The 25,265-nt window shown below is 61.2% G+C and carries 25 protein-coding genes and 1 pseudogene; 15 read left to right on the top strand and 11 right to left on the bottom strand.

What is annotated here, in order from left to right; genetic code table 11:
* Nucleotides 1-185: 185 nt before the first annotated feature.
* The 4 genes from P8014_RS00320 to P8014_RS00305 all read left to right on the top strand — a co-directional run bounded on the left by P8014_RS00320 (nucleotide 186) and on the right by P8014_RS00305 (nucleotide 4,841).
* Nucleotides 186-1,286: an ABC transporter ATP-binding protein gene (locus P8014_RS00320; RefSeq protein ID WP_337815306.1), complete on the top strand. Its 1,101-nt coding sequence runs from the start codon at nucleotides 186-188 to the stop codon at nucleotides 1,284-1,286.
* An 87-nt stretch (nucleotides 1,287-1,373) separates the two neighbouring features.
* On the top strand, nucleotides 1,374-2,573 hold the full coding sequence (locus P8014_RS00315) for an extracellular solute-binding protein (RefSeq protein ID WP_337815305.1): 1,200 nt from the start codon (nucleotides 1,374-1,376) through the stop codon (nucleotides 2,571-2,573).
* A gap of 160 nt (nucleotides 2,574-2,733) precedes the next feature.
* Nucleotides 2,734-3,990: an ABC transporter permease gene (locus tag P8014_RS00310; protein ID WP_337815304.1), complete on the top strand. Its 1,257-nt coding sequence runs from the start codon at nucleotides 2,734-2,736 to the stop codon at nucleotides 3,988-3,990.
* Nucleotides 3,987-4,841: an ABC transporter permease gene (locus P8014_RS00305; RefSeq protein ID WP_337815303.1), complete on the top strand. Its 855-nt coding sequence runs from the start codon at nucleotides 3,987-3,989 to the stop codon at nucleotides 4,839-4,841. Before P8014_RS00310 ends, P8014_RS00305 begins: the two co-directional genes overlap by 4 nt.
* 94 nt (nucleotides 4,842-4,935) lie before the next feature.
* Here the strand turns inward: P8014_RS00305 and P8014_RS00300 are convergent, their stop codons facing one another.
* The 5 genes from P8014_RS00300 to pstS form a co-directional block, all read right to left on the bottom strand.
* Nucleotides 4,936-6,189 (bottom strand): D-amino acid dehydrogenase, encoded by a 1,254-nt coding sequence (locus P8014_RS00300; protein WP_337815302.1) that lies wholly within the window; start codon nucleotides 6,187-6,189, stop codon nucleotides 4,936-4,938.
* Between the two features lie 105 nt (nucleotides 6,190-6,294).
* Nucleotides 6,295-7,191, bottom strand: coding sequence for a phosphate ABC transporter ATP-binding protein PstB (gene pstB / locus P8014_RS00295; protein ID WP_337815301.1), 897 nt, complete (start codon nucleotides 7,189-7,191; stop codon nucleotides 6,295-6,297).
* A 17-nt stretch (nucleotides 7,192-7,208) separates the two neighbouring features.
* A complete protein-coding gene (gene pstA / locus P8014_RS00290; protein WP_337815300.1) occupies nucleotides 7,209-8,051 on the bottom strand; it encodes a phosphate ABC transporter permease PstA in 843 nt (280 codons plus the stop codon).
* A 13-nt stretch (nucleotides 8,052-8,064) separates the two neighbouring features.
* Nucleotides 8,065-9,000, bottom strand: a complete 936-nt coding sequence (gene pstC, locus P8014_RS00285) for a phosphate ABC transporter permease subunit PstC (protein WP_337815299.1) — start codon at nucleotides 8,998-9,000, stop codon at nucleotides 8,065-8,067.
* A 196-nt stretch (nucleotides 9,001-9,196) separates the two neighbouring features.
* Nucleotides 9,197-10,270, bottom strand: a complete 1,074-nt coding sequence (gene pstS, locus P8014_RS00280; protein WP_337815298.1) for a phosphate ABC transporter substrate-binding protein PstS — start codon at nucleotides 10,268-10,270, stop codon at nucleotides 9,197-9,199.
* 256 nt (nucleotides 10,271-10,526) lie between these two features.
* On the opposite strand from pstS, the gene P8014_RS00275 reads away from it, so the two are divergent.
* The 3 genes from P8014_RS00275 to rimK are packed head-to-tail and all read left to right on the top strand — an operon-like array spanning nucleotide 10,527 to nucleotide 14,214.
* Complete coding sequence (locus P8014_RS00275) at nucleotides 10,527-12,866, top strand: mechanosensitive ion channel domain-containing protein (RefSeq protein WP_337815297.1); 2,340 nt, start codon at nucleotides 10,527-10,529, stop codon at nucleotides 12,864-12,866.
* Nucleotides 12,863-13,297 (top strand): RimK/LysX family protein, encoded by a 435-nt coding sequence (locus tag P8014_RS00270; protein ID WP_337815296.1) that lies wholly within the window; start codon nucleotides 12,863-12,865, stop codon nucleotides 13,295-13,297. The genes P8014_RS00275 and P8014_RS00270 overlap by 4 nt, the downstream gene beginning before the upstream one ends.
* 11 nt (nucleotides 13,298-13,308) lie before the next feature.
* The gene (gene rimK / locus P8014_RS00265) at nucleotides 13,309-14,214 is read left to right on the top strand and encodes a 30S ribosomal protein S6--L-glutamate ligase (RefSeq protein WP_337815295.1); all 906 of its coding nucleotides are present in this window, start codon (nucleotides 13,309-13,311) and stop codon (nucleotides 14,212-14,214) included.
* Nucleotides 14,215-14,232: 18 nt separating this feature from the next.
* Here rimK and P8014_RS00260 read toward each other — a convergent pair whose 3' ends face one another.
* The gene (locus P8014_RS00260) at nucleotides 14,233-15,201 is read right to left on the bottom strand and encodes a zinc transporter ZntB (RefSeq protein ID WP_337815294.1); all 969 of its coding nucleotides are present in this window, start codon (nucleotides 15,199-15,201) and stop codon (nucleotides 14,233-14,235) included.
* A 120-nt stretch (nucleotides 15,202-15,321) separates the two neighbouring features.
* Between P8014_RS00260 and P8014_RS00255 the strand changes: the two genes are divergently transcribed.
* The 6 genes from P8014_RS00255 to P8014_RS00230 all read left to right on the top strand — a co-directional run bounded on the left by P8014_RS00255 (nucleotide 15,322) and on the right by P8014_RS00230 (nucleotide 20,110).
* Complete coding sequence (locus tag P8014_RS00255; protein WP_337815293.1) at nucleotides 15,322-15,753, top strand: phosphate-starvation-inducible PsiE family protein; 432 nt, start codon at nucleotides 15,322-15,324, stop codon at nucleotides 15,751-15,753.
* A gap of 155 nt (nucleotides 15,754-15,908) precedes the next feature.
* A complete protein-coding gene (locus P8014_RS00250; protein WP_337815292.1) occupies nucleotides 15,909-17,213 on the top strand; it encodes a citrate synthase in 1,305 nt (434 codons plus the stop codon).
* Nucleotides 17,214-17,282: 69 nt separating this feature from the next.
* Nucleotides 17,283-17,486: a DUF2892 domain-containing protein gene (locus P8014_RS00245; RefSeq protein WP_337815291.1), complete on the top strand. Its 204-nt coding sequence runs from the start codon at nucleotides 17,283-17,285 to the stop codon at nucleotides 17,484-17,486.
* 196 nt (nucleotides 17,487-17,682) lie between these two features.
* A complete protein-coding gene (locus P8014_RS00240; protein ID WP_337815290.1) occupies nucleotides 17,683-18,369 on the top strand; it encodes an MBL fold metallo-hydrolase in 687 nt (228 codons plus the stop codon).
* Nucleotides 18,370-18,403: 34 nt separating this feature from the next.
* A complete protein-coding gene (locus P8014_RS00235; protein WP_337815289.1) occupies nucleotides 18,404-18,934 on the top strand; it encodes a hypothetical protein in 531 nt (176 codons plus the stop codon).
* Between the two features lie 27 nt (nucleotides 18,935-18,961).
* Entirely contained in the window at nucleotides 18,962-20,110 is a 1,149-nt protein-coding gene (locus P8014_RS00230) for an FAD-dependent oxidoreductase (protein ID WP_337815288.1), read from the top strand.
* A 32-nt stretch (nucleotides 20,111-20,142) separates the two neighbouring features.
* On the opposite strand, the gene P8014_RS00225 is transcribed toward P8014_RS00230, so the two are convergent.
* Nucleotides 20,143-21,735: a peptide chain release factor 3 gene (locus P8014_RS00225; protein ID WP_337815287.1), complete on the bottom strand. Its 1,593-nt coding sequence runs from the start codon at nucleotides 21,733-21,735 to the stop codon at nucleotides 20,143-20,145.
* 294 nt (nucleotides 21,736-22,029) lie between these two features.
* Here P8014_RS00225 and P8014_RS00220 point away from each other — a divergent pair.
* Together P8014_RS00220 and P8014_RS00215 are read left to right on the top strand one after the other, a co-directional pair.
* A pseudogene (locus tag P8014_RS00220) lies at nucleotides 22,030-22,212 on the top strand (IS3 family transposase); the annotation flags it as partial.
* A 9-nt stretch (nucleotides 22,213-22,221) separates the two neighbouring features.
* Nucleotides 22,222-22,749, top strand: a complete 528-nt coding sequence (locus tag P8014_RS00215) for a TolC family protein (RefSeq protein WP_337815374.1) — start codon at nucleotides 22,222-22,224, stop codon at nucleotides 22,747-22,749.
* A 115-nt stretch (nucleotides 22,750-22,864) separates the two neighbouring features.
* On the opposite strand, the gene rimI is transcribed toward P8014_RS00215, so the two are convergent.
* The 4 genes from rimI to P8014_RS00195 all read right to left on the bottom strand — a co-directional run bounded on the left by rimI (nucleotide 22,865) and on the right by P8014_RS00195 (nucleotide 25,255).
* Nucleotides 22,865-23,332 (bottom strand): ribosomal protein S18-alanine N-acetyltransferase, encoded by a 468-nt coding sequence (gene rimI / locus P8014_RS00210; RefSeq protein ID WP_337815286.1) that lies wholly within the window; start codon nucleotides 23,330-23,332, stop codon nucleotides 22,865-22,867.
* Nucleotides 23,329-24,135 carry a uracil-DNA glycosylase gene (locus P8014_RS00205; protein ID WP_337815285.1) on the bottom strand — a complete coding sequence of 269 codons (807 nt, stop codon included), beginning with the start codon at nucleotides 24,133-24,135 and terminating at the stop codon, nucleotides 23,329-23,331. The genes rimI and P8014_RS00205 overlap by 4 nt, the downstream gene beginning before the upstream one ends.
* Before the next feature lie 188 nt (nucleotides 24,136-24,323).
* Nucleotides 24,324-24,887 carry a [NiFe]-hydrogenase assembly chaperone HybE gene (gene hybE, locus P8014_RS00200; RefSeq protein ID WP_337815284.1) on the bottom strand — a complete coding sequence of 188 codons (564 nt, stop codon included), beginning with the start codon at nucleotides 24,885-24,887 and terminating at the stop codon, nucleotides 24,324-24,326.
* On the bottom strand, nucleotides 24,884-25,255 hold the full coding sequence (locus P8014_RS00195; protein WP_337815283.1) for a NifB/NifX family molybdenum-iron cluster-binding protein: 372 nt from the start codon (nucleotides 25,253-25,255) through the stop codon (nucleotides 24,884-24,886). The genes hybE and P8014_RS00195 overlap by 4 nt, the downstream gene beginning before the upstream one ends.
* Nucleotides 25,256-25,265: the final 10 nt, after the last annotated feature.

Raw genomic sequence — 25,265 nt, 5'->3', positions numbered from 1 at the left:
ATAAATTTTTAATCTGGCTTAACATTTGCTTTACACAGTCCACAGAAAATACCTTGATCAAATATGCCCTCAACATTACTTGAAAATGCGTCTACGCTATTGTCACCTATATAGAGATAACGGTCGTTTTGCAGTGATGACCCCACTATTCGAAATCAAACCTCCAGCAGGGCCGCATCCAACATATGGCTGAGCAAGAACAAGATGCTTACGTACGTTTCGCCGACATCCGCAAGAGCTACGACGGTGAGACACTCGTTGTAAAGAATCTCAACCTGGACATCGAGCGCGGGGAATTCCTCACCATGCTGGGCCCCAGCGGATCCGGCAAGACCACCTGCCTGATGATGCTCGCCGGTTTCGAGACCGCCACACATGGTGAGATATATCTGGACGGTACCCCGATAAACCACGTCGCGCCGCACAAGCGCGACATCGGGATGGTGTTTCAGAACTATGCGCTGTTCCCGCACATGACCGTGGCGGAAAACCTGATGTTTCCGCTGAAGGTACGCGGCATTTCCAGCACAGAGGCCAAGAGCAAGGCTGAAAAAGTCCTCGACATGGTGGGCCTCGACGGCTTTTCCAATCGTCGGCCAGCCCAACTGTCCGGCGGCCAGCAGCAACGCGTAGCCGTCGCCAGGGCATTGGTGTTCGAACCCAAACTCGTACTGATGGACGAACCCTTGGGCGCTCTCGACAAGCAGTTGCGCGAGCAAATGCAGTTCGAGATCAAACATATCCACGAAAACCTTGGCGTCACCGTCGTCTATGTAACGCACGATCAAAGCGAAGCGCTGACGATGTCGAATCGAATCGCGGTGTTCAGCGAAGGCGTCATTCAACAGTTGGCCACGCCGGACGAGCTGTATGAGCAGCCGTCCAATGCGTTCGTCGCACAATTCATCGGCGAGAACAACCGCCTCTGCGGCACGATTACCGAGACCGATGGCGACGAGTCTGTGACAGTACGCACCGACACCGGCGCCGTCGTGCGCGCGCTGCCGGTCAATGTCGACGGCATCGGCAGCAAGACGACGTTGTCGTTACGCCCCGAGCGGGTCGTCGTCGAGCCGGAACCGGGCAATTTTCCCAATGTCTTCGATGCTCAGGTCATGGAACTGATCTACCTCGGCGACCACATCCGCACACGGATCAATATCGCCGGTCATGACGATTTCGTGATCAAGATTCCCAATACCCATACGGCAACGCGCAACCTCAAACCGGGCATGCAAATCAAGGTCGGATGGCACATCAACGATTGCCGGGCGTTGGATGCATAAACCGCTTCCAGCGACACTCCATCTCAACCTGCAAGCACGATGCGTCTATCCGGCATAAGGCGCAGGAACTACAACGGAGAAAAGAGCATGAAGCGTAATGATAACGATGATGAATCCCGCATCCTGACACTTGGCGATGTGACTCGCCGGGATTTCCTGGCGTTGGGGGCAAAAACGGCAGGCCTGATATCGCTCTCTTCCCTGGGAACGCTGTGGAGCCGCGAAGTCTTCGCCGCGACTCAGACGATCAATGCGGTTTCCTGGGGCGGAGCCTATTCGATGAGCCAGAAGAAGGCCTACGAGGAGCCCTTTACCAAGGCAACCGGCGTGACCTTCCAGAACATCGACAAGTCCGCTACCGGCCCCGCCCTGCTGACCGCCCAGGAACAGACGGGCAATGTCTCCTGGGACATTGTGGACGCACTGCAGGCTCCGGCCGAGCTACTGTACTCGCAGGGCCTGCTCTACGAAGTAGATTACGACAAGGATCTTGCCCCAGCTCCCGACGGCACGCCTGCAACCGAGGATTTCGTCAAGGGCTCGCTTGGCGGCGACGGCAAGAAGGGCGGCTTCGTCCCGACTATCGCCTACGACACGCTGTTCTCCTTCAACAAGACGGCCTTCCCCAAGAACAAACAACCTCAAACGATCAAGGACGTGTTCGACCTGGAAAACTTCCCTGGCAGGCGTGCGCTGCAGAAGATTCCAGCCGGCAACCTGGAGTGGGCCCTGTACGCCGACGGCGTGCCGCGCGACAAGGTCTACGAAGTGCTCGCCACGCCGCAGGGCGTCGAGCGGGCGTTCAAGAAGCTCGATACCATCAAGTCCGATACCATCTGGTGGACCGAAGGCGCGCAGCCTCCGCAGATGCTTGCCCAGGGTCAGGCCGTGATCGCCAGCGCCTACAACGGCCGCATTTTCAACGCGATCGCCGCGAATCATCAGCCGCTTGACTTCATCTGGGATGGCGCATTGTATGAGTGGGACGGCTGGGTCATCCCCGCGGGCCTGCCGAAAGATCGCCTGGAACTGGTCAAGAAGTACCTGCGCTTCTCCACGGACACACAGCGTCTGGCCGATCAGGCGAAGTACATCGCCTACGCGCCGGCACGCAAGTCCTCGATTCCGCTGATCGGCTCGTACTACAAGGATCCCAGCCTGAAGATGATGCCCTTCATGCCGACCACGCCAGAACACCTCAGTGTCGCGATCCCGAAGAACGCAGCCTTCTGGTCGAACTACGGTCCGCAGCTGCAGCAGCAATTCAGCGCCTGGTTGGCGGCCTAAGAAGCACTCGACTCCAACCGACCATGGGCCTCACGGCGTTCGGCATGGGCGACTGTGCCGAGCGCCGTAGAATCGGACCCGCCTTGCCTATTGCTGCCGGGCGGGCTCTCTTTAACGGCCCGATAAGATAGACGGCAAAACATCAGGGAGCATGCAGGACATGGCTGTTGCCACCTCGGATACTGTCATCGCCGAAGAAGGTGCCTCGCTGAAAAAGGCACTGCGACGCGCGGAACGGCGACGCAAACTGGGAGCATTTTCGCTGACGACCCCGTTGTTGCTCTTCGTACTGGTGTTCTTCCTGTTTCCGCTGGCCAAAATGTTCTGGCTCAGCGTCGCCAACCCGGTGATTCCGCAATACATGCCTCGCACCGTGCAGGCGCTGAAGGATTGGAGCCCGCCCAAGCTTCCACCGGAGGCTGCGTATGCCGCCGTCGCTAAGGACCTGAAGCAGGCGCGTAAGGAGCACACCTTTGGCCGTATCGCCAAGCGACTGAACGAGGAAGCCCCCGGTAGCTTTACCCTGATCAACAAGACCACCATGCGCATAGCGCGCATCGATCACGGCCCCTGGAAAGCGGCCCTGATCAAAATCGACAAGAAATGGGGCGATCAGGCGACCTGGCGCTTGCTCAAACGTCAAAGTTCCCCGGTCACGGCCGACTTCTATCTGACGGCCTTCGACCTGCGCTACAACCAACAGGGCAACATCGTACGCGAACCCTCGTACAGTCAGATCTACGTGCCCCTGTTCGTCCGTACGTTCTGGATGAGTGCGCTGATCACCTTGCTGACCGTGCTGCTGGGTTATCCGCTGGCCTTTTGGCTGACGTCCCTGCCCGATCGCACCTCGAACCTATTGATGATCGCGGTGCTGTTGCCGTTCTGGACATCGCTGCTGGTCCGCACCACGGCCTGGATCGTACTGTTGCAGGATCACGGTGTCATCAACAATATTCTGGTCTGGGCGCACATCGTAAGTGATCAGCACCGGCCCAAACTCATCTACAACCAGCTCGGCACCATTATCGCCATGACGCAGGTGCTGTTGCCCTTCATGATCCTACCGCTGTATAGCGTCATGCGCGGCATCTCGCCAAGCTACCTGCGCGCCGCGATCTCGCTGGGCGCGCGCCCCGCACTCGCATTCTGGAAAGTCTATGTACCGCTCACGCTGCCAGGAATCGGTGCCGGAGGTCTGCTGGTATTCATTCTTTCAATTGGCTACTACATCACTCCGGAACTGGTCGGCGGACAGTCCGGTCAGTTCATCAGCAACATGATCGCCTACAACGTCCAGCAGTCTCTTAACTGGGGGCTGGCTGCGGCCCTGGGAACCATACTGACGGTATCGGCCTTACTATTCTATATCGTTTACAACCGGCTCGTCGGCACCGGAAGGATCAGCCTCGGATGAAAACGAACCTGCCCCCTTACGCCAGCCCGCTACAGCGGCTTTGGTACTTCAGCTTCCGCACCTATTGCATCATCGTGCTGACATTTCTGCTGTTGCCATTGCTCGTCATTATTCCGCTGTCGTTCAACGCCACGCCGTATTTCGTCTTTACGCACAAAATGCTGACCCTGGATCCTTCGGGTTACTCACTGCGTTGGTACCAGCACCTGTTCTCCGATCCGAACTGGATGCATGCCATACGCAGTAGTTTCATCATCGCACCGATCGCCACGGTCATCGCCACTGTGCTCGGAACGCTGGCGGCCCTGGGGCTGTCACGCTCGCACATGCCGTTTCGGCAAGCAATCACCAGCCTGCTCATCCTGCCGATGATCGTACCGCTGATCATTACCGCCACCGCCGCGTTTTTCTTTTTCTCATCGCTGCATCTGGTCAACACCTACGTAGGCATCATCATCGCCCATGCGATTCTCGGCATCCCGTTCGTCGTCATAACGGTGACGGCGACGCTCAGCGGATTCGACTACCAGCTTGTCCGCGCGGCACAGAGCCTGGGCGCCAATCCCCGCTATACCTTTTTCCGAATCACCATGCCCTTGGTGCTGCCCGGCATCATTTCCGGAGCACTGTTCGCATTCATGACCTCTTTCGACGAAGTGGTCATCGTGATGTTTCTCGCTGGGCCGGTTCAGCGCACCTTGCCTCTGCAGATGTGGAACAACCTGCGTTACAACATTGATCCCACCATCCTTGCGATCGCCACTCTGATCATCCTGCTGTCCGTGGTCATGCTGCTGACCTTGGAATTCCTCCGGCGGCGGAACGCAAAGATGCGCGGCTTGGCTTCATAGGGCTCGTCGCCGGGCGCTCTCACACCCGGCCACGCTTTCGCATCGATGGATTTGAAGTCCTCGCGCGACAGCACGCAGAGGCCGTCGCTGCAGTTCACGCGTAGCGCGCCAGCGTCAGCCCATCCGTGGAAATTTCCGGCTCACGCCCGGAGACGATGTCCGCCAGCACCTTCGCAGAACCGCAGCTGAGCGTCCAGCCCAACGTCCCATGACCGTTGTTGAGGAACAGATTGGCATAGGGCGTGGCGCCGATAACCGGCGGACCATCCGGCGTCATGGGTCGCAGCCCGCACCACCACTCGATCTGCGAAAAATCCGCAGCGTCCGGGAACCAATCCCGTGCGATGCGCTCGATGACACCGTAGCGGCGCGACCCCAACGACAGATCGAACCCGGCCAGCTCGGCGATACCCGCCACGCGCAAACGCTTGCCCAGACGCGTAATGGCGACCTTGCGGGCCTCGTCCATCAGCGACGAACGCGGCGCCGCCTCGAGATCAACGATCGGGGCAGTCAGTGAATAGCCCTTGACCGGATAGACCGGCAGGCGAATGTCCAGCGGCGCCAACAGAGCCGGTGCGTAACTGCCGGCTGCAATCACATAGGCATCCGCGGCAACAACCCCTTGATCCGTATCCAGACCGGTTACCCGCCCGTCTTCGGCGCGCACGCGGGATACCGACACGCCGTAGCGAAAATCGGTACCTCGCTGACCGGCCAGGCTGGCAAGTTCGGATGTGAAACGCTGGCAATTGCCGATCTCGTCGTCCGGAAACCGCAGACCACCTGCGAGCAGATGCCGGCGGCGTTCAAGCCCCGGCTCCACCGCCAGGCACGCCTCTGCATCGAGACGTTGCGCCGGAATGCCGTTTTCGGCAAACAACCGCAGCTCCTGCTCGAGACCGCTCATCTGTGCTTCGCTACGGAACAGCTCGAGCGTGCCGCCCTGCCCCTCCTCGTAGCGCAGGCCGGTATCTTCACGTAGGGCCACCAGCGTCTGATGGCTATAGCGACTCAGGCGCAGCAGACGCGTCTTGTTCAGTTCATAGCGGCCGGCAGACGCGTTGGCGAGCATGTTCAACATGAACCGCCACATTGCAGGGTCCCGGCGCCAGTGCAGCAGCAGCGGAGCGTCGCGCTCGAACTGCCAGCGGACGGCCTTGCGCAGAAGGCCCGGAGAGGCCCACGGCGTTGCATAACCCCACGACACCATACCGCCGTTGGCGAAACTGGTCTGCAGCGCCGGCCCCGCCTCACGCTCGAGCACGGTCACTTCATGGCCGGCCTGTAGCAGATACCACGCACTGGTTACACCAACAACGCCCGCACCGAGCACCACGACTTTCATCGTTCCCCCATACGCGAATGGCCGCCAGTACCGTACGCCGTCGATAGGCAACATGCGGTACTGGCGGCCATTGTAAGACCCACGCCGGCGTTGTGCGGCAAAAAATCAGCCGAAACGGCCGGTAATGTAGTCCTCGGTTTCCTTGCTCTGCGGATTGGTGAAGATCGTGTTGGTTTCGTTGTACTCGACCAGCTTGCCCAGATACATGAACGCCGTGTAGTCGGAAACGCGCGCCGCCTGCTGCATGTTGTGCGTCACGATGGCGATCGTATAGTCGTTCTTGAGTTCGTAGATGAGTTCTTCGATCTTCAGCGTCGAGATAGGGTCAAGCGCCGAGGCCGGTTCGTCGAGCAGCAGCACTTCGGGCTTGACTGCGATGCCCCGCGCGATACACAGGCGCTGCTGTTGACCGCCGGAGAGCTGGGTACCGCTCTGGCGCAGCTTATCCTTGACCTCGTCCCAGATCGCTGCCTTGCGCAACGCCCATTCGACACGATCGTCCATCTCCGCGCGCGATAGCCGCTCGTAGAGCTTCACGCCGAAAGCGATATTGTCGTAGATAGACATAGGGAAAGGCGTGGGTTTCTGGAAAACCATACCCACCTTGGCGCGCAGCAGATTGAGGTCCTCGCCGGAAGCCAGAATATTTCGCCCGTCCAGTAGAATTTCGCCGCTGGCGCGCTGATCGGGATACAGGTTGTAGATCCGGTTGAAGGTACGCAGCAAGGTCGACTTGCCGCAGCCGGACGGGCCGATGAAGGCCGTCACCTGCCGTTCCGGGATCTGCAGATCGATATTGTGCAGGGCGTGAAACTTGCCGTAATAGAAATTCAGCCCCTGGACCACGACCTTGGGATTAGGCACCGATGAAATACCGACGTGACCAACCGCGGCGACGTTGCTTTCCGCAGCTCTATTGCGGGCCGGCACGCTGCCCGACGCCTGCGTCTCGATCTTGAAAGCGGCCGAGGCCTGTCGCTGTTCGGTGGAATCATGATTCATGGGTGTGCTCCGGAGATTCAGTCGGCCTTGCTGCCGCGGAGGAAGGCGCGCGCAAGGATGTTCATGACGAGGACGGTCAGAGTGATGAGCAAGGCACCGGCCCAGGCCAAGTGCTGCCAGCGCTCGTAGGGACTCATGGCGAAGTTGAAGATCACCAGCGGCAGCGCCGGCATGGGCTTGTCCATGTTCGTATTCCAGAACTGGTTGCCCAGCGAGGTGAACAGCAATGGCGCCGTTTCGCCGATGATCTGCGCCGTCGCCAGAATCACGCCCGTGACCAGCCCCGTCGAGGCCGAACGGTAAACGATGGACACGGTCACTTTCCAGCGCGGCGCACCCAGGGCCACGGCGGCCTCGCGCATCGTATCGGGCACCAGAGCCAGCATGTTATCGGTGGTGCGCACCACGATGGGGATCACGATGAGCGCCAATGCGACGGCGCCGGCCCAGCCGGAGAAACCGCCGAACTTGATCACCAGGATTTCGTAGACGAACACGCCGAGCACGATCGAAGGCGCGCTGAGCAATACGTCGTTGATGAAGCGAACCGCCGGCGTGATCCAGTAACGGCGCCCGAACTCGTACAGATAGGTTCCGGCCAGGATACCGATCGGCGTCCCGAACAAGACGCCGAAAAAGGTCAGCAGCAGGGTGCCGACGATGGCGTTGGCGAGTCCGCCGTTGGCGTCGCCCGGCCCGGGAGTGATCTCGGTGAATACGCGCCAGTCCAGATAGCGCGCACCCTCGCTGAACAGGGTCCACAGCAACCAGCCGAGGAAGAACAGGCCGAACAGCGTGACCAGCACGGATATCGTGAGGTTGAAGTAGTTCAGGAGGCGGCGGCGAACGTAGAGATTCATGGTCATGCTCCCCTCAGGCCTTCTCGCCGCCCTGGCTGCGCTCGAGCCGCATCAGCAGCAGGCGCGCGAAGGACAGGATGATCACGGTGATCACGAACAGCAGCAGGCCGAGAGCGATCAGCGAAGAGGTGTACAGCGGGGCGTCGGCCTCGGTGAATTCGTTTGCGAGCGTGGAGGAAATCGTGTTGCCCGGCATGAACAGCGACATGTTCAGGCCATGCGCGTTGCCGATGACGAAGGTGACCGCCATGGTCTCGCCCAACGCACGTCCCAACCCGAGCATGATGCCGCCGACGACGCCCACCTTCGTGTACGGCAGCACGACCTTCCACACCACCTCCCAGGTGGTCGAACCCATGGCGTAGGCCGACTCCTTGAGCGTGCGCGGCACGACTTCGAACACGTCGCGCATGATCGAGGAGATGAACGGAATCACCATGATGGCGAGGATGAAACCCGCATTGAACACGCCGATGCCGATCGGGGGCCCCTGGAACATCGGTCCGATCAGCGGCAGTCCGCCGAACAGGTCCGTCATCACTGGCTGGATATGATCGGCGAAGAACGGAGCGAATATGAACAACCCCCACATGCCGTAGATGATGGAAGGAATGGCCGCCAGCAGTTCGATCGCGGTGCCCACCGGGCGCTTGAGCCAGGCCGGGGCCATTTCGGTAATGAACAGCGCGATGCCGAAGCTGACCGGCACACCGATCAACATGGCGATCAACGAGGTGACAAGCGTGCCCACGATCGGCGACAGAGCGCCGAAGTTCAGCGTGACCGGGTTCCACTCCGAGCTGGTCAGGAACCCCCAGCCGAAGTGCGACAGTGCGGGCCAGGCTGCAAGCGCCAACGCCACCAGTATCGCGGCCAGCACGATGAAGACGAAGAGCGCGAAGAACAGGGTCGAGCCCTGGAACAGGCGGTCACCCAGCGATTGACCCAAACGGGATCGATGTGCGGATACGGCAGACGCGGTAGCTGACACGCTGACAACCTCTGATGACTATGGAGCGATTCGCCCGCAAATGTACAGGCTCACCCCCCAGCGGTAAAACGGACGCAGGGGGCCGGCATAACGCCGACCCCCTGCGCGATTCCGGAGGCGATGACATCCGGATATCAGTCCTGGACGCCGGTCGTTACTTCATGCTCATCGAGGCGTTCCACACGGCCTTGCCGTCGGGACCCTTGATCTCCTGCGACCAGGTCTGTTCGACCATCTTCACCACGCTCTGGGGCATTGGCACGTAGTCGAGCTTCTCGGCCATGGCCTGGCCGTGATGATAGGCCCAGTCGTAGAACTTCAGCACCGCCTGGGTGGTTTCCGGCTTCATGGCCTTCTTGTAGACCAGGATGAAGCTCGCGCCCGTGATCGGCCAGCTCTTGGCGCCGGGCTGGTCGGTCAGCACCATGTAGTAGCCCGGAGCGTTCTTCCAGTCGGCGCCGGCAGCGGCGGCCTGGAAGTTCTCGGCAGTCGGAGCCACGTAGTGGCCGTCACGATTCTTGAGCTGCACGTAGTTCATCTTGTTCTGCAGCGCATAAGCGTACTCGACATAGCCGATCGAGCCCTTGATGCGGTTCACGTAGGAAGCCACACCCTGGTTTCCCTTGCCGCCGACACCAGCCGGCCAGCTGACCGACTTGTTGTTGCCGACCTTGTCCGCCCAGCTCTTGCTGACCTTGGTCAGGTAGTTGGTGAAGATGAAGGTGGTGCCGGAACCATCCGAACGATGCACCACGGTGATCGCGCGGTTCGGCAGGCTGAGGCTCGGGTTCAGGGCCTTGATACGAGGATCGTTCCAGCGCTTGATCTTACCCATGAAGATGTCGGCCAGCACCTGGCCGTCGAGGTGCATGTGCCCCATCATCAGGCCCGGGATGTTCACGACCGGCACCACGCCGCCCATGATCATCGGGAACTGCATCAGCCCCGCCTTGTCCAGCTCGGCCGCTTTGAGCGGCGCATCGGAGGCGCCGAAATCAACGGTCTTGGCCTTGATCTGCTTGATGCCGCCACCGGAACCGATCGCCTGATAGTTGAACGCCACACCGGTCTGCTTCTGATAGACGTCGGCCCACTGCGAGTACACCGGATACGGGAACGTCGCACCCGCACCATTGATCTGCATGACCTCGGCGTGCGCCGTCGCCATGAGGCCGGAGCCGAGCAGGGCCGCGCCCACGACCAAGCCCTTGCTGAAATGCTTAAGCATGTTGTTCACCTCAACGGAATAAGAATGGTAAAGCCAGAACGGGCTTCCCCCCTCTACCTGGCTGAGCGCAGTCTACGAACAACGAATGACACGAATGTGACAGCCGAAACTCTCGCTAGGCATAGTCCTGTCGCCGCCGCACGACATCTTGGCTATCGGGTTCACATATTTACACTGCGCCTCTTGTCTCGGCGCTATGCTAGGCTTCAGCCAACAGCGCCTGCCCCACCCTTCCTGCCTGTTATTACGACGCATGATGTCCACCCTAGCGCGCATACTCTTCTTCGCACTGATCCTGTTCGCAAGCTCGGTCGCCACCGCTTCCGACGTCAAGATCGACTCGTCGACGGTGCGCACCGACCAGGCTGCGGTCGAGCGCATTGCCAAACAGATCGAACGCAACACGCTCACCAGCAACAACGATCTGAAGCGACTCATCGAGCAGGTCACCGACTACAAATCCCATGCCGGCGACTGCATCAGCGCGCGCCAGGCGGAAAGCAACGACGTTACCCAGCAGATCATGGCCCTCGGCCCGGCAGTCAAGGGCGAGTCATGGCAGGTAACCTCATCCAGGCTGCAACTGGAACGACAGCAGACCCAGACATCGCAACTGCTGGCCAGTTGCCGGCTGCTCGAAGTCAGCAGTGCCAATGTCCTGCGCGATCTGCTAAAGCTCCAGAACGAACGGCTTACCAACCGCCTGCAGACACGTGGACCGCCGACCGGGCACATCATCGAACAATTGCTGCCGGAACTGTCCAAACCCAGCAAGTTGTTCAACCTGCAGAGGTTGCGGGACCGCCTCGGCTCCGGCAGCCCGGACACTCTGTACTGGCTCGGCGCACTGACCCTGCTCGGTTTGGCCGGGGGCTTGCTTTGGCGGCATCGGCTCGCACGTGTAACCCCCGTAGACGCCGCACATGATCTGACCCGCGCCGTCGCACAGGCCATCGCGCTAAGCCTGAACCGCTACCGCCCAGGCTTGCTCGTCAGCGGCTTATGGTCGATCTATTGGCTGACGGCAGGCCCCGCCGCCTGGGGCTGGCCGCTGCTGGCCGGCATCAGCTTCCTGCTGTTCGCCTATCATCTGGCGCTCGTCGCGATCCGGGCGACGTTCAATCCGCCGGCACCCGCCCGACCGTATCTGCCCTTCTCCAAACCGCTGGCGCAACGCTTCGGCAAATCCCTGCGCTGGCTCGCCTTGAATGGGACGATCGGAGGGGCGATCTTCGCCACGCCGATCGCGGATGCCAGCTCGCCGAATCTCATACTGCTGGCGCGCTCGCTGTGGGGCACCCTGCTCGTGCTCAACATCATCTGGACCGTGTGGCTGATTCGCAGCCTGCGCGGCAAACGGGGCATTGGTCCCGTTCGCGTGACCATCGCAATCCTGCTACTGGTGGGACTTGCCGCGGAATGGACCGGATTTCGCGACTTCAGCCAGTTCGTGGTCGGCGGCGTCGCGCTGACCCTGGTCTGCCTGCTGATCGCCTGGCTGATCTCCGCCCTCAGCAGCGACCTGATCGACAGCATGGACGAGGGCCGCCATGCCTGGGAACGCCGCCTCAAGGAACGCCTCGGCGTCAGCGGAAACAACTTCGTCCCCGGTCTATTCTGGCTACGGATACTGATCCACATTCTGATCTGGGTGGCACTGATCTTCTCCCTCATGCGCATTTGGGGCGTACCCAGCACCACCCAGATGGTCATGCTGAGTTGGGTGATGCGCGGCTTCACAATCGGCCAGGTCACGATTGAACCGACACGCGTGCTGATCGCGCTGATGGTTCTGGCCCTGCTGCTGTCGCTCGGTTCGTGGGCGCGCGCCGTGCTCGACCAACGCCTGTCACATGCCAGACTCGAGCGCGGCGCACGCGAAGCGGCCGTCGCCATCACCGGCTACGGCATCATCATTGCGGCCGCGCTGATCTCCCTCGTGGTCGCCGGCGTTGCCTTCCAGAACCTGGCACTGATCGCCGGAGCGCTTTCGGTCGGCATCGGCTTCGGCTTGCAGAACATCGTCAACAACTTCGTCTCCGGCCTGATCCTGCTTTTCGAGCGACCGATCCGTACCGGCGACTGGATCGTAGTCGGCAGCGTCGAAGGCTTCGTGCGCCGCATCAGTATCCGCTCGACTCAGATCCAGACCTTCGATCGTGCAGACGTCATCGTGCCCAACTCGGAACTCATCTCCAACAGCGTCACCAACTGGATGCTACGCGACACCTTCGGCCGGGTGCGCGTACCGATCGGCGTCGCCTATGGCACGGATACCCAACAGGTCAAGGAGATACTACTGCGCGTCGCGCGTGAACATCCGCTGGTCATCCAGGACAGCAGCGCCATTCCGAATCCCCATGTCCTATTCCTGTCCTTCGGCGACAGCTCGCTCAACTTCGAACTGCGCGCCTACATCCGCGATGTCGGCGAACGCCTGTCGGTGCACAGCGACCTCAATTTCGCCATCGACGCCGCCTTTCGCGAAGTGGGCATCCAGATTCCCTTCCCGCAGCGCGACATACACATCATTACGCCGCCGCAAGATCCGCACTCCAGGCCGGACCCCACTGCAGAGCGGGAACCGCCGGCATGAAACACGTCCTCGGCTGGCGCGAATGGGCCGCGCTGCCCGCGCTCGGCATCGAGCGCATAAAGTGCAAGGTCGACACCGGCGCCCGCACCTCCGCGCTGCACGCATTCTTCACTGAAACCTATATGGAGAACGGGCGGCAGCGCGTATACTTCGGACTGCACCCCGATCAGCGCTCAACCACGCGAGCCATCGAGTGTACTGCCGACGTGGCCGACGAGCGGACGATATCGGACTCCGGCGGCCATCGCGAGAAGCGCATCGTGATCGTAACCCCGCTTGTGATAGGCAGGATCGAGCGGTCCATCGAGATCACGCTGACCAGCCGCGACAGCATGCGCTTTCGCATGCTGCTGGGCCGCACCGCGATGCACGGAATCTTCACCGTCGATCCGGCCACCTCCTTTCTCGCCGGTTACCCCCATCTGCCCTGAAGAATCCCAGCATGAAGATCGTCATTCTTTCCCGCAATCGCCGGCTGTACTCGACCTCGCGCCTGATCTCCGCCGCCCAGGCGCGCGGCCATGAAGTTCTCGTGCTCGACCCGTTGCGCTGCTACATGAACATCACCTCTCTAAAGCCCTCAGTTCACTACAAGGGTGAGTCGATCGAGAACGTGGATGCCGTCATTCCCCGCATCGGCGCCTCCATCACCTTCTACGGCACCGCCGTACTGCGCCAGTTCGAGATGATGGGAGTATTCCCCGTTAACGAATCGGTCGCCATCACCCGTGCCCGTGACAAACTACGTTCGCTGCAGTTGCTGTCGCGCAAGGGCATCGGACTGCCGGTCACCGGCTTCGCGCATTCGCCGGACGACATCGACGACCTGCTCGACCAGGTCGGCGGCGCGCCGCTGGTGCTCAAGCTGATCGAGGGCACACAGGGTATGGGTGTGGTACTGGCCGAAACCCGCCAAGCCGCCGCCAGCGTGGTGCAGGCCTTCATGGAACTCAAGGCCAACATCCTGGTGCAGGAATTTATCAAGGAGGCCGGAGGCTCTGACATCCGCTGCCTGGTCATCGGCGGCAAGGTGGTCGCCTCCATGAAGCGTCAGGCCAAGGACGGCGAGTTCCGCTCCAATCTGCACCGCGGCGGCCAGGCCTGCGCCGTTCGCCTCACCCCGCAGGAACGCGCGACCGCGGTCAGCGCCGCCAAGATCATGGGACTCAACGTCTGCGGCGTCGACATCCTGCGCTCCAACCACGGCCCGGTAGTCATGGAGGTCAACTCCTCACCCGGCCTTGAGGGGATCGAAAGCACCACCGGCAGGGACATCGCCGGGGAGGTCATCCACTTCATAGAAACCAACGCGCGCCCGCATCGCACGCGCACGCGTGGGCAGGGCTGAAGCCCGATCGCTGAATCGCTAGAACCAGCCCGCGCGCCTGAACAACCATACTTCCACTGCAACCAATGCCCCCAACGCCCCGGAAAGCATCCAAAACGCACGCGGATTCTGACCTCCGGGAACCCCTCCGACGTTGACGCCGAGCAGACCGGTGATGAAACCCAAAGGCAGAAACACCAAGGACACCATGGCCAGCACGTACATCTTGCGATTCATCTGCTCCGAGACGCGCGATAGCAGCTCCTCCTGAACGACCACCGCCCGCTCGCGCAACAATTCGAGATCCTCGACACTACGTGCCGCCCGGTCCGCCTGTTCGCGCAGACGCAAGCGATCATCGTCCGTCAGCCAAGGCAGGCGTTCGGTGAACAACCGGTTGAAGGCCTCGCGCTGCGGCACCAGATAGCGCCTGAGGCTCACCGCCTCCCGCCGCACCGCGGCGATGCTTGTACGTATCTCGCGCAGTTCCCCCGCCAGCATCGACTCCTCCAAAGCATCGACATCCTCACCAAGTTCGCCGATGACCTCCGACAGGCGCACCACCAGACACTCCAGCACGAAGGCTACGAAGCCCCCCGGGCTGGCCGGCCCGCGGCTTTCCGCCAAAGCTATACGCACATCCTCGATCGACTGCAGCCGACGTCTGCGCACCGTGATGATGCGACGTTCCTCGACCCATATGCGCAACGCCACCATATCTTCCGGATTCGCACCGGGATTGAGGTTGGCTCCGCGCGCCACCACCAGCAGCCCCTGATCCATGGGCACGCTGCGCGGACGCGGATCATCCGCCAGCAGAGCCTGCGCGACCAGCGGCGACAGCCCGCTTTCGCGGCTCAACCACTCGCGCGCCCCGGGATCTGCGCGATCCAGATGCAGCCAGACGTAACCGTTCCCCGGCGCCGCTGCGTCCGCTGGCGGCAACTCGACACCATGACCGCCGGAGTCGATTCGGTAGCTCGCCACGAAAGGGGATGCTGGGGGCATGGCGGTATCTCCTCGCTACTATCTGGCTGAATATCGGCAGGTCTGGACAGAGCGCTTCGGCACAAGGAATATGTACATCCCAAAGCCAGCGCAGGCAGCTTGCAACATATGAACTTCAGCATGAAACTGATTTTCGAACGGGTGACCAGCGCCGTCTTCGCGGTCATGCTGGTGTTCCTCACGATCGGCATCATCATCGGCACCGGCCGCCTCTTTCTGCTGCTGCTCGAACTGTTCAGAGATGCCAATGTCGCCGAGGGCTATCTGCACGTCGTGTCCGAGGTCTTGTCGCTGTTCGTGCTGATCGAGCTGTCGCGCTCCCTGGTGGAGTACTTTAGCGTCAACCGCCTGCGCCTGACCTTCATCGTCGACGCGGCCATCGTCTTCGTACTGCGCGAGGTGATGATAGGCCTGTTCGAGACCAAGCTCGCAGTGGATAAAGTGTACGCCCTCAGCGCGCTGCTGCTGGTGCTAGGCCTGCTGCGCATCGGCTCGATCATCGTCCACCAGCGCTCGGTAGCCCTCGAACGCGAATCCTCGGAGCACCCCTGATCGACGCCACAAGCAAAGCGGTTGACGCGACACCGGTTTATCATAACGTCTCGCCCCGCCGCCCGGTGAACCAGCACGCCGAGTCCGGCCAGTAATCCATCTGCTAGGATTACTCTTCTCGATGGACGAGATGTCACGCAAGGAGATGGCGAAAAATGAGCAAAGACACCGTAACCCTTACAGATAACGCCACCGGCCGCCAAGTTGAACTGCCCGTGCTGCGCGGCAGTACCGGGCCGGCGACGATCGATGTGCGCAAGCTGTACAAGGAGCTTGGATATTTCACGTTCGATCCCGGCTTCATGTCGACCGCAAGCTGTGAAAGCGCGATAACCTTTATCGACGGCGACCAGGGGGTGCTGCGCTACCGCGGCTATCCGATCGAACAGCTCGCCGAACACAGCTCCTATCTGGAAGTCTGCTATCTCCTGCTCTACGGCGAATTGCCCAACGGCGGCGCGCTCGACAAGTTCGAACACAGCATCACCCGCCACACCATGCTGCACGAGGCTATGCGCCGCTTCGTTGGCGCCTTCCGCCACGATGCCCACCCCATGGCGACCATGGTCGGCGTAGTCGGCGCTCTTGCGGCCTTCTACGGCGAAGCGAGCAATGTCCACGACCCCGTCGAACGCGAAATGGCCGCCCACCGCCTGATCGCCAAGATGCCCACCATTGCCGCCTGGAGCTACAAGCACTCCATAGGCGAACCCTTCGTCTACCCCGACAACAGTCTGAGCTTCACCGAAAACTTCCTGCGCATGATGTTCTCGGTGCCTGCCGAACCCTTCGTGCCAGACGAGCGCTTCGTGCGGGCTCTGGACCTGATCCTGATCCTGCACGCCGATCACGAGCAGAACGCATCCACCTCCACCGTACGCCTGACCGGCAGCTCTGAGGCCAGCCCCTTCGCCGCCGTCTCCGCCGGTATCGCCTCGCTTTGGGGACCCGCCCACGGCGGCGCCAACGAGGCCGTCATCCGCATGCTCGACGAAATCGTCGCCTCCGGCAATCCGGTACAGCACTATGTCGATCGCGCAAAGGACAAGGAGGACCGCTACCGCCTGATGGGCTTTGGCCATCGCGTGTACAAGAACTACGATCCGCGCGCGGTCATCATCCGCAAGTCCTGTTACGAAGTGCTCGAAGCGCTGGGCCCGGGCAACGACAACCAGGCGCTGTTCGACACCGCCATGCAACTCGAGCGCATCGCCCTCGAAGACGATTACTTCAAGGAGCGCAACCTCTACCCCAACGTCGATTTCTATTCCGGCATCATCCTGCGCGCCATGGGCATTCCGCTGAACATGTTCACGGTGATCTTCGCCATGGCCAGGACCGTCGGCTGGCTCGCGCACTGGATGGAAATGATGGGCGACCCCAACGCGCGCATCGGCCGCCCGCGCCAGCTCTACACCGGCTACGAAGAGCGCAGCTACGTCGACGTGGACAAGCGCTGAGTGTGAAGCTGATATAAATATCATCAATTGCTAATATATGGTGCATCCAACTTTTCAGAGGAATCCACCATGTCCATAGAACGCATCGTCCTGGCTTTCGCAGGTGCCGTCATACTGATCAGTCTACTATTGGGGCATTTTCTCAGCCCCTACTGGTACTGGCTGACCGCCTTCGTCGGCTTCAATCTACTGCAGTCCGCGTTCACCGGACTGTGCCCACTGGCCAAGATCCTCAAGGCTATAGGGGTCAAACCCGGCGAAGCTTTCCGATGATGCTCGGAGCAAGCTGATCCAGAAACCAGAAAGGCCCGGCTAAACGTCCGGGCCTTTTTCATATGCGCCTCCATACACCCCATCCCGAGTGATCCACTCAAGTATTGACTGGATCAATAAAATTTGCTGATATATATATCAGATATCAAGAATATTTAAATTATCAGGAAACTCACACGACTCAAGGAGTGTAGGCATGATTGTTTTCCGCCAATTGTTCGATCCCGACACCTCGACCTATACCTACCTGCTCGCCGACGCACTGACTCGCGAAGGCGTCATCATCGACCCGGTCAAAGAACGACATGCGCGCGATCTCGACCTCATTCGCGAACTCGGCATCACACTGCGCTACAGCATCGAAACCCACGTCCATGCCGACCACATCACCGGCTCCGGTGCCATACGCGAGGCCACCGGAGCCCAGGTGGTAACCGGAGCGGCCACCCGGCTGGAGTGCTCCGACGTGCTGATCTGCGACGGTGAGCAATTAGCCTTCGGCAACGAAGTGCTGACCGCAATCGCCACCCCCGGGCACACCGACGGCTGCACCTCCTTCCGCTGGCGCGACCGGCTGTTCACCGGCGACACCCTGCTGATCAACGCCTGCGGCCGCACGGACTTCCAGCAGGGCGATCCGGAGCGCCTCTACGACAGCATCCAGAAACTGTTTGCGCACCCCGACGAAACGCTCGTCTTCCCCGGACACGACTACGAAGGCCGCCACGTTTCCAGCGTCGGCCAGGAGAAGACCATCAATCCACGTCTTGCAGGCAAAGGGAAACAGGAGTTTGTGGACATCATGAACGCGCTTGACCTGCCTTATCCCCGCCGCATCGACACCGCATTGCCCGCCAATCAGGCATGTGGGCACGCCGCCTGACCGCGCGGCGCGGATGACGAACCAGGAAATCACCATGAACAACGACGACAGCAATTGGATGCCGGACATGCCGCCGGCTTTTGCCGGCGGCATGCGCCGACATATGGGACGCGGACGGGGCCAAAGCATGGACGCCGGACGCATGCAGCGCCACGAACACGATCAGGCAATCTTTCACACTCTGCTGGAAAGACACCGCGAGTTGCAACGCGAGGTGGAAAATCTTCCCGACGGGATCCGCTCGGTAACCACCACCCGGAGCGCGGACCTGGCAGCCCTGCTCAAGGAGCATGCCCATGCGATGCATCGACGCCTGCAGGAAGGCTTCGGCCTGCGCTTCTGGGATGCCGCCTTCGCCGAAATATTCGCGCAGGCCGGCGCCGTCCGCATGCAGATAAACGAGCTGCCCGATGGCGTGGAAACCATCGAGACCAGTGACGATCCCAACGTGGTCAAGCTCATCCAGGCACATGGACAAGTCATCAACGCCTTCGTAAACGAGGGCTTCGAGGCCGCCCGTCGCACGAGCCCCCTACCCGGCGACTACCGCCCTGCCTTATCCTGACACCCTTCGGACAAACCGCCCCAACCCATGAAACACATCACCATCATCGGTGCCGGTTTCGGCGCCCTGAGCACGGTTCGCGAACTGCGCCGCCATGACAAGCACTCCGAGATCACGCTGGTCTCCTCCCGCGCGGAACTGATCTATCTGCCCAGTCTGATCTGGATTCCGTCCAGAGTGCGCAGAACCGACGATCTGCGCATCGATCTGAGCGGTTTCTTCGAGACGCATCGCGTACGCCATGTAGCCGCCCGCGCAATAGGGCTCGAGAACGGCGGCCGCCGCGTGCTGACGGACACCGGAGAATCGCTGGACAACGACGGCCTGGTCATCGCCAGCGGAGGCCGCTTCCTGAAAAAACTCCCGGGCATCGAACACGCCATCACGCTGTGCGAGGGTATCGATGCGGCGCGCAGCATCCGTGACAGACTGAGCCAAATGGAAGGCGGCACCATTGCCCTGGGTTTCGGCGCCAACCCCAAGGAACCCCAGGCGGTTCGCGGCGGGCCCATGTTCGAACTGATGTTCGGCCTGGATACGCTGCTGCGCCGGCAGCGCCGCCGCGAACGTTTCAAGCTGGTGTTCTTCAACGGCTCGCCACGCCCCGGCGCCCGGCTGGGCGAACGCGCCGTGGACGGACTGCTGCGCGAGATGCAGCGACGCGACATCGAAGCGCGGCTGGGGCACAAACCGGTCCGGTTCGAGGCGGACCGGGTGGTGACCGAAGAGGGTGAATTCGCCGCCGACCTGATTTTGTTCATGCCCGGCATGAGCGGTCCCGATTGGGCGGGTGAATCCGGGCTCCCGCTGTCGCCAGGCGGCCTGATCCAGGCCGATGAGCACACCCGGGTCGCAGGCGTCGAACGCGTTTACGTGGTAGGCGATTCAGGCAGTTTCCCCGGCCCGGACTGGATGCCCAAACAGGCGCATATGGCCGATCTACAGGCCGTTGCCGCGGCGCGCAACCTGCTCGCGGAACTGGACGGGCGCCCCGTGCAGGAAACCTTCAAGACCGAACTCGTGTGCATCATCGACACGCTGGAGAAGGGCATCCTGGTCTACCGCAGCCCGAAACGCACCTTGATCCTCCCGGCCTGCCGGCTGTTCCACTGGCTCAAGCGTGCCTTCGAGCACCACTATCTTGCGCTCTACCGCAAACCGAAGCCGCCGCGGTAGCGGCGGGGCTACAACCGCGCGGCCCGCGCTCGTCAGAGCGCGGTGCCGTGCTCTCGCGTGGCGTGGAACTCGATGTCCGGCCAGCGCTCCTGCGTCATCTGCAGGTTGACCCGCGTCGGTGCGATATAGACCAGGTCGCCACCATGATCCAACGCCAGATTGCTTGACGCCTTTTGTCGGAACTCGCGCAACATACGTTCGTCGGAGCAACTGACCCAGCGCGCAGTATTCACGTTCACCGCTTCGAACACGCAGTCCACTCCGTACTCGTCGCGCAACCGCTGAGCCACCACGTCGAACTGCAACACGCCGACCGCGCCCAGGATCAAATCGTTGTTATCCAGAGGGCGGAACAACTGAGTAGCCCCCTCTTCGCACAACTGGGTCAATCCCTTCAACAGCGCCTTCATCTTCAGCGGATCGCGCAGCTGCGCGCGACGGAACAGCTCGGGCGCAAAGTTGGGAATCCCAGAGAACTGCAGCGCCTCGCCCTGGGTGAAGGTGTCACCGATGCGGATGGTGCCATGGTTATGGATGCCGATAATGTCACCGGCATAGGCCCGCTCGACGTGCTCACGGTCCGAGGCCATGAAGGTCAGTGCATCGCTGATCTTGACGTCCTTGCCGATGCGCACCTGGCGTAACTTCATGCCGCGCTCGAACTCGCCCGAACACACTCGCACGAACGCGATGCGATCGCGATGCTGTGGGTCCATGTTCGCCTGGATCTTGAACACGAAGCCTGTAAAAGGCTGTTCCAGCGGCCCCACGGCACGGTCCGAGGTATCACGCGGCTGCGGCGCCGGCGCCCACTCGACGAAACCGTCCAGCAGCTCGGCAACGCCGAAGTTGTTGATCGCCGAACCGAAGAACACCGGCGTCTGCTCGCCACGCAGATAAGCCTCCAAGTCGAACACGTGGCTGGCGCCCTGCACCAGCTCGATCTCCTCGCGCAGCTCGTCCGCCTGCCCTCCGAGCACTTCATCCAGACGCGGGTTGTCCAGCCCCTGGATCAACTCACCCTCCTGCACGCGGCCGCCGTGTGCCGGCGCATACAGATGCACGGTGTCGGTGCCCAAGTGGTAGACGCCCTTGAAACGCTTACCCATGCCGATCGGCCAGGTCACCGGAGCGCACTCGATCTTGAGCACGTCCTCGACCTCGTCCAGCAGTTCGATGGGCTCACGGCCCTCTCGGTCGAGCTTGTTGATGAAGCTCATGATCGGCGTGTCACGCAGCCGGCAGACCTCCATCAGCTTGATGGTGCGCTCCTCGACGCCCTTGGCCGCGTCGATCACCATCAGCGCGGAGTCCACCGCCGTCAGCGTGCGGTAGGTATCCTCGGAGAAGTCCTCGTGTCCGGGGGTGTCCAGCAAGTTGACGATGCGTCCCTTGTACGGGAACTGCATCACCGATGAAGTCACCGAGATACCGCGCTGTTTTTCCATCTCCATCCAGTCGGAGGTGGCATGGCGCGCGGCCTTGCGGCCCTTGACCGAGCCGGCGAGCTGGATCGCGCCGCCGAACAGCAAAAGCTTTTCGGTGATCGTGGTCTTGCCCGCGTCGGGGTGCGAGATGATGGCGAAGGTGCGCCGGCGGGCGACCTCCTGAGCGAGTTCGGGCATGGTTAGGCCAGGCGGATTGAAAATTTGCCATTGTAACTCAATTGGATGCGCTGACGCTGACTTACTCGCTAAGCTGCTGGATGACTTGGCGCAACAGAACGTTTGGAACCGGGATTGCGCTTGGGAATTGGAGTTGGTTTCGATCCCGCACAAACTCCAATCATTCAACTGTAGGCAGTTCGTTTCGGGCGCCATTTGAAGTTTTGGGATTCAATCCGACTCGGTGATGCGCCCAAGCCTTTCCTTGACGTCGCGTTATTGAACCACCCCGGGGTTTTGCGGAGGCTCCAACACTTGAGAGAGTCGAACAAGTTTTCCCCGGAAGTGCGTGAGCGTGCGGTTCGCATGCTCCAGGAGCATCGCGAGGAGTATCCGTCGCTGTGGGCCAAGGTGGAGTCGATCGTCCCGAAGATCGGCTGTGTGCCCCAGACCTTGCTGGAATGGGTCAAACGTGTAGAAATCGATGCTGGGGCGCGCCTGGCTGCAATGGCCAACATCAGTACAACCAAGGATCGAGGCTTGCCAACGGTCAGTTTGAGTTGGACCTATAGCCATGATAGCCAGCCTGTCAGTCCCGGTCTGGGCATGAACAATCTGGCAAGCGAAACGAATAGCAATACGATCGCAACAAGGATCAACATACCGTTGTTCGACGGATTCGATCATGCCTGGAAAGTGCAAGAAGCACGAGACCATGCTACCCAGGAAACTGCGACTCTGGATGATACGCGCCGGAAGATCATACGAAACGTCTGGGCTGCCTACGAACAGTATCGTACCGCTACCGCCGAACTTCAAGATAGCCGAATGGTCGAGAATTACAGCACAGGCTGCGCTGTCAGCAGCGCAGAAAAGATACCGAAACGGGGTTGCATCTATACAAGACCAGACCTCTCTCGCAAACTCTCGACGCCAAAAGACTCAAGCGTTGACCGACTGGCTGATGGCCAGGCTCCAATTAGCTTATGCGGTAGGAACTCTAGGCAGTCAGTTGCCACCACGGTGAGCGAGTAGGTCACTGCATACCTCACTTCACAACCAGAAACGCCCCGAAAAGATCCCCAAACGTGCGCTAATAGCCTAGCTGTCGAGCAAAGCCAACGATTCCTCAAGCCCTGGAACGTCTCGCCTAAAGCGCCTTGGCCATCACCAAGGCATCCTCCCGTTTACCCCCATCCGCCGGATAGTAGTGCCGCCGAATACCCACCTCATTGAACCCTTCGGTATCGTACAGATGCCGCGCCGACGCATTCGATGGCCGCACTTCCAGAAACGCCGTATCGGCCCCGGCCTGCTCCGCACGCTGCAGCACGTTGCGCAACAGATAGCGTCCAAGTCCCTGTCCCTGCGATTCGGGTGCCACGGTGAGATTCAGGATATGGCACTCGCCCACCGCCACGGACGTCACCGCGTAACCGTTCAGAATCTCGTCCAGAGTCAACGCCCAGCAACCATAGCCCGAGCGCAGACAATCGCGGAAAATGCCCTCGGTCCAAGGATAGGGATAGGCGCGCACCTCGATGGACATCAGGAACTCGAGGTCCTCGACATGCAGTTCGCGCACCCGCTTCGCCTCCGGCCTGGGACGCGCGCTCATGCTTCCTCCTCCAGCAGTGCCCGCGCCAGACATAGATCGTCCCAGGCGCGCGCCTTCTGCTCGGGGCTGCGCAATAGATAGGCCGGATGATAGGTCACCACCAAGGGGATTCCCGCATCGCCATAGCGGTGCGCACGACCACGCAATTTGCCCACCGCCACATCGGTATCCAGCAGGTTCTGCGCCGCAATACGCCCCACCGCCAAAATCAGGCGCGGCTTTACCAAAGCAATCTGACGTTCCAGGTACGGCCTGCAGGCCGCGGCCTCCTCCGGCTTCGGATCCCGATTGCCGGGCGGGCGACATTTCACGATGTTCGCGATATATACCGCTTCACGCCTCAGCCCCAGGGCCCGCAGCATGTTGTTGAGCAGTTTCCCCGCGCGGCCCACGAACGGCTCCCCCTGCCGATCCTCCTCCGCGCCGGGACCCTCGCCGATGATCATCCAGTCCGCATCGTGCGCGCCGACCCCAAAAACCGTTTGAGTGCGTCCCGCGTGCAGCTCGCAGAGCGTACATTCCGCCACCCTGGCCTTTAACTCCGACCAGTCGAGCGAGGCGACAGACCTCGTCTCGGCACTTTCCGGCAAGCGAGGCTCTGGCGGCGAAACAGGGGGTTGAGCTTCCGCAACGACAGGTGGCGGTTCGGCTTGGGGCATGTCAGGAACCTGAGCCGATTCCGGCCGCAGACCAGGCAGATCGACACGGCGCTCCCATGCCTGGATGCCCATTGCCTCCAAATACCGCTCTCTCGTTCCGTTCACGTCGTCCCCGCCATTCGCGTTTTCACGTTGCGCACGCATGGCAATTGTAACGTCTCGTCACGTTCTTGCAGGAACAGGCTTTACCGAAGCAGCAAACGCTCTGGACGACGTACAAGACGCCCCGAGGCTTCAATCCGAGTCGACAAACAGAAAACGGGAACGCCCCGGCGGACCACCTGCTCGACCCGGGATTCCGTGCTCACTCCCGAGGCAGCTAAGCAGACGGTTCAGGAGGCACCTACCACCCGGCGCAAAAAGTCCCGTCGGCTCACAGCCGCCTGCTGCCGATGCATTTCGGCAAGCCGTTCCTGGCGATGACGGTCTCGGGCAGCCAACACGCCGTCCCACGCCCCCCATACGGCAGCGGCATCGGGATAGCGCGCGAGATTCTGCACCAGGGGCTGGAGCAGAAAATGGCCATAACCTTCCAGCCATTGCAGATGAAGACGATGCAGTTCTTCGCCGACGGCGACATCCAGCGCCGGCCCGATCAGCTGGACCGGCTGACCGGCGCGAGCCGGCGCACTCCAATCGACCGGCAACTCGACTGGCGGCGCATTCAGCGGAAGATATACCCGTGCCAGCATCCAGGGCATGAGGACGTAGGCGCTGTCCCAGCCGTCCTGCTCCGCCCGGCCGCGCCAGGCATAGCCGACATTCGAATTGCAGAAGGAACGTCCCGCCAATTCCGTGTCGCCAAAGCCGCGCAGTGCGGCGAGGAGAGCGTCGAGACGCCCTTCCGCCGTTTCCCCGGGCGGCAACTGCCAAACCGCGTCGGCTTGTGTGCTCATGTCGTGTGCCCGTGTTCGCCGGCGTGATCGTGCGACTCCTCCGCGGGAAGTCGCTCGAGCGTACCGTCCAGCCACGCGGAAACCGCCTGATCGGGATCGCGCTCCGACGTGGCGACCGCTTCAATGCTTCGTGCTTCCAGCTTGCGCACGAGCCCCGCCCCCATCCCGCCGGTAATCAGTACACGCACTCCGTCGAGGGGATGGGGCGCACGCACGTCGTGCTCATGGAATGATTGCTCTTTGGGCAAATCCAGCATCTCACGTCCGAGAATTTCTCCATTCTCGGTCGAATATACCCAAAACCTGCGGCAGCGACCGGCATGTCCGGTCACTTCCCGGCGATTCTGGCTGGCGACGGCGACTTTCATGACTGATCGA

Source organism: Acidihalobacter sp., from assembly GCF_037381185.1.
Lineage (GTDB): Bacteria > Pseudomonadota > Gammaproteobacteria > DSM-5130 > Acidihalobacteraceae > Acidihalobacter_A.
The sequence above is the reverse complement of the archived record's forward strand: the minus strand, read 5'-3'. Positions and strand labels throughout refer to the sequence as shown.